Genomic DNA, 14,120 nt, shown 5'->3' on the forward strand with positions numbered 1-14,120 from the left:
GGCGTCCACCACGTCGGCATTCGCCAACCCGAGTCATTGCGCCGTCAGAGCGTAAATCTCGTACCGAAGGATCTTCCAGCAGATGAAAGACGTGGCCTCGGGCGCGCTCCTGCTCAGTCTCTCCACCCTTGCTCTCTCCGCGGTCGCCGCCCCCGTGGCCATCGACCTGCCCAAGCAGCCCCTGGCCGCTTCCCTGGAGCAATTGCAGTCCGCAACCGGAATGCGGATTTCCTATGACCGTGCCCAGATCGCCAAGATTGGCGCGCCGGCACTCAAGGGCAACATGGAGCCGGGCGAGGCACTCGATCGTCTGCTGGCGGACAGCGGCCTGCAGGGCACGGTCAACGGCAACAGCGCACAGGTCAGCGGTGCCGTGCGCGGTGGCGCATCGGGCAATGACAGCGTCGACCTGGGTGCCACCGAGGTCGTCGGCGCCGCCCCTGTGGCGCCGGGCACCACCGAAGGCACCGGCTCCTACACCACCGGCGTGATGCAGACTTCCACCAAGCTGAACATGACTGTCCGCGAGACGCCGCAGTCGGTGAGCGTGGTCACCCGGCAGCAGATGGAAGACCAGAACATGCAGGACCTGGACGACGCGATCCGCGGCGTCACCGGCATGACTGTCCAGCAGTACGGGCCGGCGCGAGTGAGCTACGCCGCGCGTGGCTTCGATGTCGACAACATCATGTACGACGGCCTCGCCACCAGCATTTCCACCTACACCCAGGACGTGATTTCCGCCGCAGACCTGGCGATGTTCGACCGCGTCGAAGTGGTGCGCGGCGCCACCGGCCTGATGCAGGGCGCGGGCAACCCGGCCGCCGCCGTCAACATGGTGCGCAAGCGCCCGACCCAGGACTTCCACATGAGCCTGGAAGGCAGCGCCGGCACCTGGGACCGCTACCGCAGCCAGGTCGACGTGTCCGGCCCGCTGAACAGCGAAGGCACCCTGCGCGGCCGTGCGGTGGCCGCCTACGAGACCCGCGATAGCTTCCAGGACGTGGTCAGCGGTGAGCGTGGCGTGCTCTACGGCATCACCGAGGCCGACCTGAACCCGGACACCACCCTGACCCTGGGTGCGTCCTACCAGAACGACAACAAGAACGACAACTGGGTAGGCCTGCCAGCGCCGCTGGGTGGTCGTCACCTGGACCTCAAGCGCTCCGACTACTACGGTGCCGACTGGTCCTACTGGGATACCACCACCACCCACCTGTTCGGCGACGTGGTGCACCGTTTCGACAACGGCTGGCAGATGAAGGTCGCCGCCGACAAGCTCTGGGCGCGCATCGACATGCTCGGCCTGTACAACAGCTGCTACTACACCGAAGGCTGCCCGACCATGATCCAGGGGCCGGGCAAGTACGCCTACACCGACGACCACCAGAGCTACGACGCCTTCGCCAACGGCCCGTTCCAGGCCTTCGGCCGTGAGCACGAACTGGTATTCGGCGGCAGCTACCGCGAAGAGCGCTTCGACGGCCACGGCGGCTGGGGCGACCTGACCTACAACGACGGCTCGCCGGTGACCCCGTTCGACCCGACGAAGTGGGACCCCAGTTCGGTGCAGAAGCCAAACATCGACATGAGCCTCTGGAACATGAAGCTCGACCAGGAGCAGAAGGGCGCCTACGTCACCACCCGCCTGAACGTCGCCGACCCGCTCAAGGTCATCCTCGGCGGCCGCCTGGATTGGTACGAGGCCGACCCGCACAACGACACCGGCACCCAGAAGGTCACCCGCAACGTCACCCGCTATGCCGGCGTGGTCTACGACCTGAACGACGTCTATTCGGTCTATGCCAGCTACACCGACATCTTCAAGCCGCAGAGCAACTTCGATTCCAGCGGCAGCCTTCTCGACCCGATCACCGGCAAGAACTACGAGATAGGCCTGAAGGGCGAACACTTCGGCGGCACGCTGAACACCCAGCTCGCGCTGTTCCAGATCGATCAGGAAAACCGCGCCACGGACGACACCAGCGGTCCCTCGCCGTGCCCCAGCTCGCCGACCTCGATCTACTGCTCGCGGGCTTCGGGCAAGGTGCGCAGCCAGGGCGTGGACATGGAAGTCAGCGGTGCCATCACCGAGAACTGGCAGGCCATGGCCGGCTACACCTACGTCGACGCCAAGTACAAGCACGACAGCAACGAGGACAACGTCGGCAAGCCGTTCGACCCGAGCAAGCCGCGCCACCTGTTCAAGCTCGCCACCAGCTACACCCTGCCGGGCGAGCTGCACCAGTGGCGCGTGGGCGGCAACCTGGTAACCCAGAGCCAGACCGAGGACACCACCACCGGCTTCCAGCAGGGCGGCTACACGGTGACCAACGCCATGCTCGGCTACAAGGTCAACGAGAACATCGACACCCGGGTGAACTTCAACAACATCTTCGACAAGTACTATTACAGCGGCATCAGCTTCGGCAACCTGAACTATGGTGAGCCGCGCAACCTGATGTTCACGGTGAAGTACTCGATGTGATCCGCCTGGCCTGAACGAAAAAGCCCCGCATCGCGGGGCTTTTGTTTTTCGTAGGACCGAGGGGGACGCCTAGTTCTTGCTGGCGAACAATCCTCCGGCGGCTCCGGTAGGGGGCGGTTCGCGAGCAAGCTCGCTTCTACAGGGGGGGCACGTGCGGTCGTCAGGGCCGTAGGGCCCACAACGCGCCAGCGTTATCCGCCGCGGATAGCCTGTTCCAGGTTATGCACCCTACACTCCTGCAGATGACGGACCTGTAGGAGGGCCATGCCCGCGAACGCGCCGGCAAGGCGCGCTTACGCCCGACCTTCAGCCTTCTCGAACAGCGCCAGCAGGTCCGTCAGCGTGCTTTCCAGGTACTCGCCGGCACGGTAGGCAGGCTTGAGTGCCTCACCGCCTGTCACCACCTTCAGCGGCCGTTCGATGAAGCGGCCCACCGGCTGGAAATCACCATCGAGCACCAGCGCCACCGGAATCAGGATGCGCTCCAGCGTCATGCGTTCGCGCAGGTCGTCCTCGGCGCGGCCCTTGGTGATCACCGCCAGCTCCACGCGTGGTTGCAGGCGTTGCAGGTGGTCCATCACGGTGATGTTGATCTGGCAGTCCGGACACCACATCTCGCCAGCGATCAGCAGGTGGTAGCGGCCTTCGACGGCCTGGATGCGGCGCAGGGTATCGGCGCTGATCGTGCCGGGCTCGGCCAACTGCTGCTGGACCTTGCGCACGCCGGCGATCTCGTCGGGCAGGCCGTGGGCGACGAAGGCGTCGAAGCCCTCGCCGATGGAGAAGAGTTCCTCGAAGGAGGCCATGGGGATTTCCTTGAACGGGTAATGGCCCATCCCAGCAGAAATCCCCGCGGCGGGCAATCAGCTCTTGGCGGTCTGCGCCTTGGCTGCCGCCAGGTAGGGCGCCAGGCGGCGGCCCATTTCCTCGCCCAGGGCCTGCAGGCCGCTGAGCGGACGGACCATCACTTCGAACTCGACGATCTTGCCGTTCTCGTCGAAGCGGACCATGTCGATACCCTTGAGGTCCTTGCCGTTCACCGTGGCGCTGAACTCCAGCACCACGTTGAGGCCGTCTCCGGTGGCCAGCTCGCGGTGGTAGGTGAAGTTCTCGAACACCTGCAGCACGGTGTTGAGGATGGTCGAGACCACCGGCGCGCCGGGATAGGGCGAGTGCGCCATGGGCGAGCGGAACACCGCGTTGGGCGCCAGCAGCTGCGGCAGGTTGGACAGGTTCTGGGCAGCCACCATCTGGTGCCAGCTGGCCAGCGAAGCGGCGGCCTGGGGATGCAGGTTCAGTGCGGTCACGGGAATACCTCCTGAGAGTTCTTGTTGTTCACTCAGGACGATACGGCCGGCCCGGCAGGTCGCTCAATGATCGGAAATGACAGAAGACTGATCCTGGCGCACAGCGCCTTCAGTGCGTGGCCGGGCTGATCAGGTAGCTCACCAGCTGCGGGTCGTCCCCCGGCTCGATGCTCTGCACCGGACGCGGCAGGTCGGCAAACACGGCTTTCCAGAAGGCTGCCGCCACCTCGTCCTGGGAATAGAAACGCACCAGCCAGGGGCCGGGATTGCCCAGCAGCATCTGGTTGGCCAGCGCGCGGCCGATTCCCAGGCGCCGGTACTTCTTCAGCACGAACAGGTCCGACAGCTCCAGCGCGTCGATGCCCGGCAGCTCGCTGCCTTCCACCAGCAGGAAGCCGGCAATGAAGCCGTCGGCGAGGATCAGGTTGGCGCTCCACTCCGGCTCGCTCCAGTAGCGCGCCAGGTGCTCCTCGTGGATGTAGAAGCGGCCGTCGACCTCGACGTCCTCGTCTTCCCAGTCCGACGACTCGTAAGCGTAATACTGGTAGAGGTTGCGGATCAGGTCCTGGTGCTCAGGGCCGGCCTGCACCAGCTGGATGGAAAGATCGTTCATGGTCGAGGGCTCGCGGGGAGGCGGAAGAGGGCGGGTGATCGCCATTGTCGCCCATTCCCGTGGCAATGCCAGTGGCAGACGGGTTTGAACCGCGCCGCGGCGGGGTGCGATGATGCACGCGCCTTCACCTTCGAGACCCACCGTGCGAACCGACAGCCGCCTCTCGCGCATGCTCCACGTGCTGCTGCACATGGCCCGCGACGACCAGCCCGTGACCTCCGAGCGCATCGCCCAGATGCTCGGCACCAACCCGGCCGTGGTGCGGCGGACCATGGGTGGCCTGCGCGAGGCCGGCTACGTGCGCTCGGAGAAGGGCCACGGCGGCGGCTGGACGCTGGACTGCGACCTGGCGCAGGTGACGCTGCTGGATGTCTACCGCGCGGTGGGCAGCGAGCGCCTGTTCGCCATGGGCTTCGACAACGTGCACCCGGACTGCCTGGTGGAAAAGGTGGTCAACGCCGCCCTTCAGGACGCCATGGAGCAGGCCACCGCCATCCTCCTGGAGCGCCTGGGCGCCGTGTCCCTGGCTGATCTGGCCGAACGCTTCACGGCGCTTTACCCGAAAGACCACTGATGATTCCTGGCTGAAATGCCGGTCGATGACCGGCGTTGACCCTGTGCGCTCAATCAGGTTACTTTAAAAGTAACGAAAGATACCAAGCCCACCAGGAACCTCCCATGATCGATCTCTTGAACTCGCCGCTGGCCGGCGCGCTGTGGACCTGCCTTGCCCTGGCCATCGCCGCCTCCGCGCTGTCCATGACCGTCACCCAGACCGAACTCTTCGCACCCCTGCGCGCACTGGCCTGGAAGGTCCACCCGCAGGTCGGCCACCTGTTCCAGTGCTTCTACTGCTTCAGCCACTGGGTGGTGATCGCCGGCACGCTGGTCTACCGTCCGGTAGTGATCGCCAGTGGCTGGGCGCCGGTCGATTGGCTGGTGGCGACCTTCTTCACCATCGCCCTCACCGCAATGTTCTGCGGGCTGCTGTTCAAGGTGTTCCTCACCGCCATGGCCAAGGCCGTCAGCGAGCGGGAGCTGAAGAAGCTGTTCGCCAGCGAGTGACCAGAAAGGACTCTGCATGACCCCCTCCGAACTGTTGGCCCCGTTCCACGACCCCGCCGCCGCCGCGCGCTACGCGGAAAACCCGCCGCGCTTCGTCCCCGGCCTGTTCGACCTGCATCGCATGGCAGCCATCCTGCTGGCCGAGCAGGCGCCGCACGACGGCCACCTGCTGGTACTCGGCGCGGGCGGCGGCATGGAGTTGCGCGCCTTTGCCGAAGCCCAGGCGGCCTGGCGCTTCACCGGCGTCGACCCATCTGCCGAGATGCTCGCGGTGGCGGCACAGATGCTCGGGCCGAACGCTGGGCGCGCTGACCTGCAGCAGGGCTACATTGACGACGCACCGCCGGGGCCGTTCGATGGCGGCGCCTGCCTGCTGACTCTGCACTTCCTGCCCGAGGTGGAGCGCCTGCGCGTGCTGCGCGAGATCCACGCCCGATTGAGTCCCGGCGCTGCCTTCGTCATGGCGCATCTCTGCGCGCCGCAAGGCGCTGGCGAGCGGGCCCGCTGGCTGTCGCGCTATGCCGAGTTCGCCGTCAGCGCGGGGATGGAACCCGCCAGCGCGCAGCAGGCTCGCAGCGCCGTGGATGCGCACCTGAACATCCTCACGCCCGAGCAGGACGAAGCGCTGCTCTGGGAGGCCGGCTTCGGCCGCATCGAAACCTTCTACGTCGGCTTCGCCTTCCGTGGCTGGGTCGCGCTCGCCTGAAGCTGACCTCTGCTAGGCTGGCATCCCGTTTTGCGCTGGACGCCAGTCGATGCAGATTCCTGCCACCCACGTCATCCACCAGGCCGAGCACTGGCTGCTCAACCATCATCTGGCGTCCGCCTTGCCGGGCTACCTGATGCTCGGTTCGAAGCAGTCGGTGGATTCCCTGGCTGACCTGCCGGAAGCCGCGCTGGCGGAAATGGGCGTGCTGATGGCGAAGGTGCAACGCGTCCTCGAAACAACACTGCATCCCAAGTGGCTGTACATCGGCCGTTTCGGCCATTCGCCGGGCTTGCCGATCCACTTCCATTTCATCCCGGTTTACGCCTGGGTCGAGGAAGCGTTCTGGGCCGATGAGCGTTATCGGTTGCTCGGCGAGTTTGCGCATATCGAGGACGCGGCCACCCAGACCGACGGCGCCGAACTGACCCTGTTCGTCTGGCGTGAATTTGGCGAAGCGCCGATACCGCCAGCGGTGCAGGGGCCATCGATTGAACAGGTGATCGAGCGGCTGCGTAGTCGTTTTTCCTGAGTCTGCGCTTGTGCCGTGAGGCTGGCAGGAGCGACTAAGCTTCGGAGAGCCAGCGCCGCCGGGTGCTGGATCAGCGAGCGCTGGCCATGCGAATCATCCTCACCCTGTTCTTTGTATTGCTGCTGGGCTGCACTCATTCGCCTGCATCCCGAGGGCTCAAAGTCGACAACCAGAGAGGGCTCCCCGAGCCGAAGTTGCAGTACCTGGGAGTCGGCGGCTGGCTGATCCACTGGGGCGGCGAAGGCGTGCTGATCGCGCCGATGTTCTCCAATCCGGGCCTGCCGGGCTTCCCGCCGCTTTTTGTGTCCGCCGACGAGAAGCGCATCGCCGATTACATGCCTCACGCGGATGACGTCACCATGCTGCTGGTAGGGCACGCTCATTACGACCATCTGCTCGACGTGCCGACGATAATGGATCGGTATACACCCAAGGCCAGGGTATTCGGTTCGGAAACGATGGCGCACATTCTCCGTGCGCACCGCAGCGAGAACGACCCCCGGCCGCTGGTGGACCCGGCGCGTATCGTCGAGCCGAGCGGAGCCGAAATCGCGCCGGTAGGCCTGCCTGGCGTCAGGGGGACCTGGTTCTATTCGATCCGTGGCCGCATGCGTGACGGGGATACAGCGCAAGACCTCCCCGAAGGGCAGCCGCTGGGACGCATCCGGGCCATGCCGATTGCCAGTGAGCATGCCGGGCACGTGTTTCGTTACAACTTCCTGCCAGGCGCCTACGACGACGATCTCGGTCGGGTGCCCACATACATCCGTGACTGGAAGCTCGGCCATCATACCTTCGCATGGTTGATCGACCTGCTCGACGAAGCGGGCCGGCCGGTCTATCGCATCCATTTCCAGGACAGCGCGGCGAACCCTCCCTACGGCTTTCCGCCGCTGCTGGCGGACAGCAAAGCAGTGGATGTCGAGATACTCTGTGCGGCCAGTTGGAACCAGGTGGACTACTACCCTAATGGACTGCTGCAGGTGACCCGCCCCAGCCTCGTCCTGCTTGGGCACTGGGAGAACTTCTTCGGCAACGACCCGGGCGAACCGGCACGAACCATTCCGTTGCTGAATTACGCTGGCCTGATCGAGAACATCGAGGACTCGGGATACGCCGGGCGATACAAGGTTCTCGAACCATTGTCCGAGGTTGCCTTTCCGGCTCCAAGGTGAGCCACCGCTTGGCAGGGCGCGACAAGGTGGCTCCGCCTTTGCGGCCGGTACTAGAAAGTAATCTTCTTTTTCTCCAGGGCGCTGCCCTTGCGGTCGTAGTAGCGGACGACCAGGTCTGTAGGCGAAACCTCCAGGCGGGCGTAGTTGTCGTCTGAGTGGACCTGGGTCAGGCGCTTGCTGACGTATTGCTGCGGAGCGGTTCCCTGCAATGCGCTACCGAAAGCGAACTGATGCTCCTGCATATGCGCGGTTGGCCAGTAGAAGGACGAGGACACCACGAAGTGAACTGCAAAACTACTGTCGTTCTTGAGCTCCAGTCGGCCGGCGAAAGAGCAGTGGACGTCTCCGGAGACGAAGACGACCTTGCGAATACCCTTTGTCCGAATGTGTTCCAGTATGGTTTGCCGCTGCGCTTGGAAACCGCCCCACTTGTCGTCGTTCTCCGCAGCCATGTCGGGGAAGATGGGCACTGAAGTGACCACCAGTTTCACGCGGGCGGACTGGTCGTCGAGCCAATCGAGCAAGGCTTTCATCTGCGTCTGGCTGATCATCTGGTGTCGGCTCGGATCATCCGGCGCGATGACCCGCTCGGTGCGCGAATCCATGACGAACCAGTCGGCGCAGCCATCGCTGAAGCTATACCAGTACCGGCGCGGAATCCCGTCGAGGCGGCCATCGGGTGTTACATTCAGCAGCGGGCTGTGGCTGCACTGATAGATCTGGTAGGCATACATTGCGTTGGTGAACAGCGTGGTCGCCGACTTGCGCTTGGCGCCCTTGGGCCAGTTGTCCTCGATTTCGTGATCATCCAGGATCATGTAGGTCGGCACATTCGCCATCAGTTTGCGGATGTAGGGTTGAGAGAAGACTGACCGGTAGCGTTCCAGGTACTGGAGAATGGTGGTGTCCGGGGCGATGAAATTCAGATCGTCCGCGTAGATCTGATCGCCGATCATCATCAGGCCGTCGACTGGTTCGGTCTTGCGCTTTTCCAGTATCGAGCGGAACAGCTTGTCGCCACGGTCGTCGAACAGCGTTTGTTCGAACAGCCTCAACAGGTAGCGACAGGATCCGACGGCGTAACGTCGTGGTGCGAGATCGTTGGCAGGGCTAGTGCTGAAACTATCGTATAGGCCATCGTCCGGGGTGGGCCACTCGAAGGTTTTTTCATCGATTGCAGGCAGGCTCTCCAATTCAGTTTCGGCGAAGAACCAGCAAGCCTGATATTCATAGCGGGTGGCTGGAGTAAGCCCTTGCGGCACGAGCACGCCGGTAAAGTCGAAGTTCAAGGTCAGCTTGTTGAACAGCGGCTTGGACCAGCTACCACCGGCGGGGCGCCAGCGCAGTATCGCGAAGCAACGTCGGAATCCGTCGCCCTCGCGCTCCTGGCTGCCGCGCAGAAAGATGCGCACGAGGTCGGTCGAGGTATGGCCCACGATGGGACCCACGGTCGGTTGATTGAGCTTCATGAAGGGATCTCCGCTTCCTTGAAAGGGACCCGCTCCAGGAAAGCCATGCCTCGACATTAACGCCCGCAAAGCTCCGTCATCGTGCACGACCTGGAGGCCGCCGGTGCATGCCGGTGGGCATGCTTCAGATGGCATAGACGGTTTTCCGCAGATTTGCCTGCCGGGCTCAGACGGATCTGACCGACGCCAGCAACCAGTCATGGAACAGCTGCGCCGCCGGCGACAGCTGGCGGTGGCGCAGGGATACCAGGTACTCGCCGCGCTCCGTGACCATGGCGAGGTCCGTCACCCGCTGCATCTCGCCATTGGCCACCGCCTCGTCGGCCATGAAGCCCCAGGCCAGGCCGATGCCCATGCCCTGCTGGACGGCGCGGTAGGCGAGGGTGAGCTGGTTGAACACCGGGTCGCTCTCCGCCGGCTGGTAGTCCTTGCCGAAGTGGCCGAACCAATCGTGCCAGTCCAGGCAGCTCCAGGCCGAGGTATCCAGCTGCACCAGGGGGGCCGCGGCGAGCTGGTCGAGGGTGGTGATGCGGGATGCGTCGAAGTCCGGCCGGGCCACCGGGTAGACCACCTCCGGCAGCACGAAGCGGCTGTTCAGCGTGGTCCAGTCGCCGGCGCCGTAGAGGATGCCCAGGTCGAAATCCACCAGGCTGGCTTCGTCGATCTCGTTGATTGCGTGCACGTGCACGGCGATGCCGGGGTGGGCCTTGTTGAATTCGATCAGCTTGGGAAATAGCCAGAACTGCGCCAGTGCATGGGTCGCCAGCACCGACACGGCGTTGCTCTGGTGCACATTACGGATGCGCCGCACGCTGTGTTGCAGGCGATCGAGCAGCATGTCGACAGTGGTTAGCAGCTCCGCGCCAGCGGCGGTCAGGGTGACACCGCGTGGTTTGCGCTCGAACAGCGGCACTTTGAGGCTGTCTTCCAGTGCGCGCATCTGCTTGCTCACCGCGCTCTGGGTGAGGAACAGCTCCGTGGCGGCCTGGGTGAAGCTGCCATAGCGGCCCACGGCCTCGAAGGTGATGAGGGTTTCCAAGGGCGGCAGGGTTCGCAGGTAACGGCTGATGACGGCTCTCCGGTGAAAGGCCTTAGGTATTCCTTGTGGGAATGCCTCGGTGCGGATTTATCCTTGGTCAGAACCTACCACAACCGCTACCGTGGCGGCTCTTTATGGGCATTCACTGATGTATCGAGGTTGTTGGGGATGAAGCGCGGGGTGGTCTACGCAGGCATGGCAGGGGCAATCTGGGGCGGGGTGATCCTCGCGCCGTCGCTGGTGCCGGAATTCAACCCGCTGCTCATCAGCTCTGTGCGTTTCGCGCTGTATGGCGCCATCTCGCTGCTGATCGCGCTGCCCGTGGCCCTCGGCCTGCTGCGCCGGGTCAGCCGCGAGGACCTGTCGCTGCTGATTCGCCTGTCCCTGGCCGGCAACCTGCTGTACTTCGCGCTGCTGTCGGCGGCGGTGCAGTTCGCCGGAGTGGCGGCGGCCTCCCTGATCAACGGCATCATGCCGCTGGCGATCAGCTACCGCAGTCGTTCGGAACAGGACTCGCTGCCGCTGTCGCGGATGAAGATGCCGCTGGCGCTGGTGGCGCTGGGCATCCTCTGCATCATCCTTGATCCATCGGCGCTGATGGCTGCCGGCAGTACACCGGGCGAGCGCATCCTCGGCATCGTCTGCGGTTTCTCGGCGGTGGCCTGCTGGTCCTGGTTCGCCACCGCGAACGCTCGCTACCTGAAGGCCAGCCACTTCAACAGCCACGAATGGTCGACCCTGACCGGCGTGGTCACCGGCGTCATGGCTGTGGTGCTGGCAGGCGTGGGCGTGTTGATCGCGCCGCAGGCGGTGCCGACCGGTATTTCCTCGGAGCGCTGGATGGTGTTCCTCTGGGTCTCGCTGTTCCTCGCCATCTTCGGCTCGTGGGTTGCTAACGGCTTGTGGAACGCCGCGACGCGCCGCCTGCCGATGAGCCTCGGTGGCCAGTTGATCGTCTTCGAAACGCTGTTCGCCTGCGCCTATGCCTACATCAACGAGCAGCGGCTGCCCGGTCCGGTGGAGGCGCTGGCGATCGTCCTGCTGACCGTCGGCGTGCTCTGGGCCATCGGCCTGCACCGTGCGCCGGCTGAGGTCCCGGCGCGCGCGGTGGAGTCCTGAGTCAGGCCTTCGGGCTGCCTTCCAGGCGCGGGCTCCAGTCTTCCACCGCACCATTCTCCAGGCGCCGCGACAGGGTGCGGCGCCAGTTCGGTGGTAATGGCAGTTCCAGGCATTCGCGCAGCACGTCGGCGTCCACGCGCTTGTCGAACAGCACGGCGGAGAGCCGTTGCAGCGACCATTCGGTATAGGGTCGTTCGACCAGTTCGAGCGTCGCTCCGGCGGCCACCGAGCCTTCCTCCAGCACCCGGTAGTACCAGCCGGTGCGTCCCGATTCCTGAACCCGCAGGGCCATCTGCGCCACGTCGAAGCGGTCGTTGAGCTTCCAGCAGGGCATGCGCCCCTGGGACACCTCCAGCAAGGCCGTTCCGGCGCGGATGCGGTCGCCCAGGCAAAGGTCCGCTTCGGTCCAGCCGGTGGTGCTGAAGTTCTCGCCGAACGCGCCGGGCTCGCCCAGCAGCGGGTGCGCGCCCAACTCGGCGGCCCAGTCTGCGTAGTGCTCGCGGGGGTAGTGGTGGATAGCCTTTTCGATGCCGCCGTGGACGCGCAGGTCGCCCTGCTCGTCGCTCTCCAGCCCCAGCGTGGTCACTGCCAGAATGGCCTGGCGCGGTTGCTTGGCGATGGCGCTGCGCGAACCGGGCCGGGTGAAGGGCACGGCTTGGCCGGTGAGGAGGGCGTCGAGGAAAACGGCGGGCAGGCTCATGTCGGGATTCTCGGGCTTGGAAATGGTATCGACCAAAAACTACCTGGACAAAATCCGCCAGAACGGTAGGCTCTGTCAAGGTTTCGATTCGATACCAATAACTCCCTGTTTCATCTTCACGAGAGTCCGCCATGCACCAGTACCGCCTGACTATCCAGCGCCACGGCCAGTTGCTCGGCCATTTCGATTCCGACCTGCCCTGGGCCCGCGACGCCGTTCGCGCCATCGCAGAGAGCCTGGGCGGGCAGGGTTTCGACCTGGTGTTGCAGGTGGCCGACAGCGAGCGGCGTCTGCTGGAAAGTTCGCCGGCCGGCATCAAGGTGCTGGCCAGCGAGCCCTTGTTCCGTCCGATGCCGCTGGACACCCTGTAGGAGCAAGCCGCTCGCTAGAGATGAGATAGGGGTGCGGTCTTGTTCATAGGGCGCCCCTGCAGGGTGATTCCAGTATCAGGCTGTAGGGCAGATAACGCTGGCGCGTCACGCGCCCAAAAGCAGGCAGGGCGTGTCTTGGGTAGGAGCAAGGGCTGGTCGCCCCTCGGGCCCGCAGGGCCGGCCCGACGTCAGGCGCGCAACTGGCTTTCTAGCAGGCCGGCGGCATCACGCCAGCGCGGCCAGAGGTTGCCTTGCCAGTCACCATCGACGGGAATTCACCCTGCAAGCTCGCTTTTGCAGTTGAGCATGTGATGGACCCTGGCGCGCAATCCACGTCCGGGAAAGGCGGGAACTCCCGGCGAAACGTCTGACATGGGCTTTACTCAAGGATTTTCGTCGCGATTGAAGGGCTGACGGCCCGTCGTTGAAATTCATCCATCCGAAGCGTCAGGAGCAACACCGATGAAGACCCTTGGTTACGCCGCGCAGAACCCGCAGGACCCGCTCGGCCCCTTCACCTTCGAGCGCCGCTCGCTGCGCGACAACGACGTGGCGATGGACGTCCTCTACTGCGGCGTCTGCCACTCCGACCTGCACCAGGCCCGCAATGACTGGGGCTTCAGCCGTTATCCGATGGTGCCGGGCCACGAGATCGTGGGCCGGGTCACTGCCGTTGGCCCGAAGGTGACCCGCTACAAGATCGGCGACGCCGTGGCGGTGGGATGCATGGTGGACTCCTGCCAGGAATGCGATCAGTGCCGCAAGGGCGAGGAGCAGTTGTGCCGGCAGGGCAATACCCAGACTTACAACGGCGTTGATCGCGTGACCCGCGAAGCGACCCAGGGTGGTTATTCCAAGCAACTGGTGGTGCGCGAGGAGTTCGTCCTGCGCGTGCCGGACGGCCTGGACCTGAGCAAGGCGGCGCCGCTGCTGTGCGCCGGCATCACCACCTATTCGCCGCTGCGTACCTGGAACGTCGGGCCGGGAAGCCGCGTGGGTGTGGTCGGTCTCGGCGGGCTGGGCCACATGGCGGTGAAGCTCGCCATCGGGCTGGGAGCGACCGTCACGGTGCTCAGCCGCACGGCGGACAAGCGCAGCGATGCCAAGGAGCTGGGTGCTGATGCGCTGCTGGTGTCGTCCGGTGCGCAAGCGATGAAGGCGGCGGCCAACAGCTTTGACCTGATCATCGACACGGTGCCGGTGAAGCATGATCTGAAACCCTATATGCCGCTGCTGGATATCGACGGCACCCTGGTGATGGTCGGGCAGGTCGGACCGATCGACGAGATCAGTAGCATCCCGCTGCTACTGGGCCGTCGGCGAATCGCCGGCTCGCCCATCGGCGGTATCGCCGAGACCCAGGAGATGCTCGATTTCTGCGGCAAGAAGAACATCCTGCCGGAGTGCGAGATGATCCGCATGGATGAGATCAACCATGCCTACGAGCGCATGGAGCGCTCCGACGTGCGCTATCGCTTCGTCATCGATCTGGCGACATTGGCTTGAAGCAGCAGGCCGGTTGTGCTCGGTGCTGGT

General features: G+C 64.6%; 15 protein-coding genes. 9 read left to right on the forward strand and 6 right to left on the reverse strand.

Features of this window, described 5'->3' with window-relative positions; translation table 11 throughout:
* The first annotated feature begins 82 nt into the window (after positions 1–82).
* Positions 83–2,488 carry a TonB-dependent siderophore receptor gene (locus ACIPK7_RS27235; protein WP_401091351.1) on the forward strand — a complete coding sequence of 802 codons (2,406 nt, stop codon included), beginning with the start codon at positions 83–85 and terminating at the stop codon, positions 2,486–2,488.
* A gap of 293 nt (positions 2,489–2,781) precedes the next feature.
* Here the strand turns inward: ACIPK7_RS27235 and ACIPK7_RS27240 are convergent, their stop codons facing one another.
* The 3 genes from ACIPK7_RS27240 to ACIPK7_RS27250 all read right to left on the reverse strand — a co-directional run bounded on the left by ACIPK7_RS27240 (position 2,782) and on the right by ACIPK7_RS27250 (position 4,408).
* Positions 2,782–3,294, reverse strand: coding sequence for a thioredoxin family protein (locus ACIPK7_RS27240; RefSeq protein ID WP_401091353.1), 513 nt, complete (start codon positions 3,292–3,294; stop codon positions 2,782–2,784).
* A gap of 57 nt (positions 3,295–3,351) precedes the next feature.
* Positions 3,352–3,795, reverse strand: a complete 444-nt coding sequence (locus ACIPK7_RS27245) for a nuclear transport factor 2 family protein (RefSeq protein WP_192430986.1) — start codon at positions 3,793–3,795, stop codon at positions 3,352–3,354.
* A gap of 109 nt (positions 3,796–3,904) precedes the next feature.
* The gene (locus ACIPK7_RS27250) at positions 3,905–4,408 is read right to left on the reverse strand and encodes a GNAT family N-acetyltransferase (RefSeq protein ID WP_401091355.1); all 504 of its coding nucleotides are present in this window, start codon (positions 4,406–4,408) and stop codon (positions 3,905–3,907) included.
* A gap of 142 nt (positions 4,409–4,550) precedes the next feature.
* Here ACIPK7_RS27250 and ACIPK7_RS27255 point away from each other — a divergent pair, with 142 nt between their 5' ends.
* From ACIPK7_RS27255 to ACIPK7_RS27275, 5 genes are all read left to right on the forward strand, one after another.
* Positions 4,551–4,982, forward strand: a complete 432-nt coding sequence (locus ACIPK7_RS27255) for an Rrf2 family transcriptional regulator (protein ID WP_192430988.1) — start codon at positions 4,551–4,553, stop codon at positions 4,980–4,982.
* 104 nt (positions 4,983–5,086) lie between these two features.
* Positions 5,087–5,473, forward strand: a complete 387-nt coding sequence (locus ACIPK7_RS27260; RefSeq protein WP_151186924.1) for a DUF1360 domain-containing protein — start codon at positions 5,087–5,089, stop codon at positions 5,471–5,473.
* A gap of 16 nt (positions 5,474–5,489) precedes the next feature.
* A complete protein-coding gene (locus tag ACIPK7_RS27265) occupies positions 5,490–6,179 on the forward strand; it encodes a class I SAM-dependent methyltransferase (RefSeq protein ID WP_192430989.1) in 690 nt (229 codons plus the stop codon).
* Between the two features lie 49 nt (positions 6,180–6,228).
* The gene (locus tag ACIPK7_RS27270; protein ID WP_401091357.1) at positions 6,229–6,711 is read left to right on the forward strand and encodes an HIT family protein; all 483 of its coding nucleotides are present in this window, start codon (positions 6,229–6,231) and stop codon (positions 6,709–6,711) included.
* Between the two features lie 86 nt (positions 6,712–6,797).
* Positions 6,798–7,886: an MBL fold metallo-hydrolase gene (locus ACIPK7_RS27275; protein ID WP_401091359.1), complete on the forward strand. Its 1,089-nt coding sequence runs from the start codon at positions 6,798–6,800 to the stop codon at positions 7,884–7,886.
* Positions 7,887–7,936: 50 nt separating this feature from the next.
* On the opposite strand, the gene ACIPK7_RS27280 is transcribed toward ACIPK7_RS27275, so the two are convergent.
* Both ACIPK7_RS27280 and ACIPK7_RS27285 read right to left on the reverse strand, forming a co-directional pair.
* On the reverse strand, positions 7,937–9,355 hold the full coding sequence (locus tag ACIPK7_RS27280) for an alkaline phosphatase D family protein (RefSeq protein ID WP_401091361.1): 1,419 nt from the start codon (positions 9,353–9,355) through the stop codon (positions 7,937–7,939).
* A 166-nt stretch (positions 9,356–9,521) separates the two neighbouring features.
* Positions 9,522–10,394 (reverse strand): LysR substrate-binding domain-containing protein, encoded by an 873-nt coding sequence (locus tag ACIPK7_RS27285; protein ID WP_401091363.1) that lies wholly within the window; start codon positions 10,392–10,394, stop codon positions 9,522–9,524.
* A 168-nt stretch (positions 10,395–10,562) separates the two neighbouring features.
* Here ACIPK7_RS27285 and ACIPK7_RS27290 point away from each other — a divergent pair, with 168 nt between their 5' ends.
* On the forward strand, positions 10,563–11,513 hold the full coding sequence (locus ACIPK7_RS27290) for a DMT family transporter (protein ID WP_401091365.1): 951 nt from the start codon (positions 10,563–10,565) through the stop codon (positions 11,511–11,513).
* A gap of 1 nt (position 11,514) precedes the next feature.
* On the opposite strand, the gene ACIPK7_RS27295 is transcribed toward ACIPK7_RS27290, so the two are convergent.
* A complete protein-coding gene (locus ACIPK7_RS27295; RefSeq protein WP_401091366.1) occupies positions 11,515–12,213 on the reverse strand; it encodes an MOSC domain-containing protein in 699 nt (232 codons plus the stop codon).
* A 131-nt stretch (positions 12,214–12,344) separates the two neighbouring features.
* Here ACIPK7_RS27295 and ACIPK7_RS27300 point away from each other — a divergent pair, with 131 nt between their 5' ends.
* Together ACIPK7_RS27300 and ACIPK7_RS27305 are read left to right on the forward strand one after the other, a co-directional pair.
* The gene (locus tag ACIPK7_RS27300; RefSeq protein ID WP_192430993.1) at positions 12,345–12,584 is read left to right on the forward strand and encodes a cytoplasmic protein; all 240 of its coding nucleotides are present in this window, start codon (positions 12,345–12,347) and stop codon (positions 12,582–12,584) included.
* A gap of 462 nt (positions 12,585–13,046) precedes the next feature.
* Positions 13,047–14,090 carry an NAD(P)-dependent alcohol dehydrogenase gene (locus ACIPK7_RS27305; RefSeq protein WP_401091368.1) on the forward strand — a complete coding sequence of 348 codons (1,044 nt, stop codon included), beginning with the start codon at positions 13,047–13,049 and terminating at the stop codon, positions 14,088–14,090.
* Positions 14,091–14,120: the final 30 nt, after the last annotated feature.

Source organism: Pseudomonas sp. NPDC086581, from assembly GCF_044746165.1.
In the GTDB taxonomy this organism is placed as follows: domain Bacteria; phylum Pseudomonadota; class Gammaproteobacteria; order Pseudomonadales; family Pseudomonadaceae; genus Pseudomonas.

What these genes read in the sequence shown, in the direction of transcription:
- ACIPK7_RS27235 (WP_401091351.1), top strand. Translation starts at nt 83, where the DNA reads ATGAAAGACGTGGCCTCGGGCGCGCTCCTGCTCAGTCTCTCCACCCTT.
- ACIPK7_RS27240 (WP_401091353.1), bottom strand. Translation starts at nt 3,294, where the DNA reads ATGGCCTCCTTCGAGGAACTCTTCTCCATCGGCGAGGGCTTCGACGCC.
- ACIPK7_RS27250 (WP_401091355.1), bottom strand. Translation starts at nt 4,408, where the DNA reads ATGAACGATCTTTCCATCCAGCTGGTGCAGGCCGGCCCTGAGCACCAG.
- ACIPK7_RS27260 (WP_151186924.1), top strand. Translation starts at nt 5,087, where the DNA reads ATGATCGATCTCTTGAACTCGCCGCTGGCCGGCGCGCTGTGGACCTGC.
- ACIPK7_RS27265 (WP_192430989.1), top strand. Translation starts at nt 5,490, where the DNA reads ATGACCCCCTCCGAACTGTTGGCCCCGTTCCACGACCCCGCCGCCGCC.
- ACIPK7_RS27270 (WP_401091357.1), top strand. Translation starts at nt 6,229, where the DNA reads ATGCAGATTCCTGCCACCCACGTCATCCACCAGGCCGAGCACTGGCTG.
- ACIPK7_RS27275 (WP_401091359.1), top strand. Translation starts at nt 6,798, where the DNA reads ATGCGAATCATCCTCACCCTGTTCTTTGTATTGCTGCTGGGCTGCACT.
- ACIPK7_RS27280 (WP_401091361.1), bottom strand. Translation starts at nt 9,355, where the DNA reads ATGAAGCTCAATCAACCGACCGTGGGTCCCATCGTGGGCCATACCTCG.
- ACIPK7_RS27290 (WP_401091365.1), top strand. Translation starts at nt 10,563, where the DNA reads ATGAAGCGCGGGGTGGTCTACGCAGGCATGGCAGGGGCAATCTGGGGC.
- ACIPK7_RS27295 (WP_401091366.1), bottom strand. Translation starts at nt 12,213, where the DNA reads ATGAGCCTGCCCGCCGTTTTCCTCGACGCCCTCCTCACCGGCCAAGCC.
- ACIPK7_RS27300 (WP_192430993.1), top strand. Translation starts at nt 12,345, where the DNA reads ATGCACCAGTACCGCCTGACTATCCAGCGCCACGGCCAGTTGCTCGGC.
- ACIPK7_RS27305 (WP_401091368.1), top strand. Translation starts at nt 13,047, where the DNA reads ATGAAGACCCTTGGTTACGCCGCGCAGAACCCGCAGGACCCGCTCGGC.